This is a genomic window from Streptomyces sp. NPDC057654, from assembly GCF_042800135.1.
Classification (GTDB): domain Bacteria; phylum Actinomycetota; class Actinomycetes; order Streptomycetales; family Streptomycetaceae; genus Streptomyces.
In genome coordinates, this window is sequence record NZ_JBHVHQ010001255.1 from 1 (window position 1) to 1783 (window position 1783).

The window sequence follows — 1783 nt, forward strand, 5'->3', positions numbered from 1 at the left end:
GGCCCGACCAGGGCCAAGCGGGGAGCGTCCGGCCGGGACGGTCTGCGGTGCTGGGCATCAGGGGGCAGCGGAAGATCTGTCTGGTCACGCTCAGTCGTCCAGCTCCCGGGCGAATATCGCGAATTCAGCCTGAGTCTCGGCGATGATCGTCCGGGCAGGGCAACGCCGGGTTGTCGCGTGACGCCCGGCGAGTTCGGCCAGAGTCGCGTCCGGTCTTGCCTCGCATTCTACGTACAGAGCAGCTTCCTTGGGATCGAACGCGTCAGCCAGTATCCACAAGATGTCGGAGAGGTCTTCCTGCCACTACTGCTTCTCCGAACTGGGAAGTTGGCGCTCATTCACCGTAGACCGATACTGGACCTATGACCGGACCTCAGAGGCCGATGACGACACAGGATGTCCATACACTCGTCAATGCTGCGCTCGCAGACCCCTCAGTCGATCTCGCCGTTCCGCTCGGGCTCTCTCTCATGCTTCGCGAGGGTCTGCGAACCACGGTTCTCTCGACGCTCTCCCGCGGGGACTATCACCCTGCCGTGGGCGACGTGCCCGGAACTATGACCTACCGGGACGGTGGCCAAGTCCGCGTTGTCACACTTTCCCCAGATTCCGAGCTGCTCCTGTCGGCCTATCTAAACCGATGAACCCGGCTGAAGCCCGCGGCGGGTGAGGTCAAGACCTGATATCAGCAGCCAGCTCTCGACACCCTCAAGTCAGCCCCTCTGTTCGCGCCGTTGAACTCAACGGCGCGAGTGAAGAGGCCTGGCCTAGGCTTGGCCGCCACGTTTCTCCTGGCTCGTCGTGCGAGGATGCTCAGCAGATCACCTCTAATGGGGCAATCGCCGAGAGGGCGCTCTAACGTTGGCTGTGCGCACAGTGACTTGGCCGAACGTGGGAATGTCCGTCACCGGGCGTCGCGCTTCCTCCCCTTGACGGTCTCCGTCTGCGACGGCGGGGGGTCAGGCACGATCGGGCCAGGCGAAGCCGAGCTCTTCGGCGCGTTCGCGGTTGCCGCCGCACACCTGACTGTAGGTCGTCGGGTCTTCTTCGGCCAGCCGGTGCAGGGCGGCGGCCGCCTGTGTTTCAGGCGGGGTGCCGTCGTCCGGTACGACCCAGCGGAAGTGGAGGGGAATGCCGTCCGGTTTCCCCGAGCCGAGTCCCGGCGCGTGGTCGAAGGTCACCACGGTGGTGTCCGGGTCGTCGAAGCCGCTGCTGATCCAGCCCCGTTTCGCGTCCCACCGGCTCAGCAGGTCTGGCCGCTCCACCAGTCCGGCTTTGATCAGACGGGCCGTGGTGCGGGCCGTCCAGGACCAGGAGCGATCGGCCTCGGCACGGGCGATCTCGATGTCATAGGCCACGGCGTCGAACCGGCGGGCCGCCAGGCCGGGGGCGGGCTCGAGGGATGCCGACCCGGTGGACGGCCGCCGCCAGTTCTCCCACACCACCTGGTCTCCGTCGCGCCGGATGGTGACGTAGAGCGCTCCGCAGCATCCCTCGGTGCAGTAGGCCTCCGCGAGCTGTACCTCGTGGGGCTGCGGGGCGGCCCGGAGACGGCCGTCGTCCAGCAGGAATTCGGGGCTGTTGGCCCGGCCGCGCGCGAAGAGCGCCGGGACCACGGGACGCCCGCCGAGCAGGATACGGGTCTCGACGGGTTCCCGGTCCACGGGATCGCCCGCCACCACCTCGACGCGCAGGCCGCCGGGCGCCGCCGGGCGGCCGAAGGGCCGCCGACCGGTGCGCCGGATCCACCTGGCCCGCAGCCGCTGGCCCGCATCGACCGCTT

General features: G+C 68.0%; 1 pseudogene. It reads right to left on the bottom strand.

What is annotated here, in order from left to right:
- Positions 1–959: 959 nt before the first annotated feature.
- Positions 960–1783: pseudogene (locus ACFU99_RS42590) on the bottom strand (hypothetical protein); the annotation flags it as partial.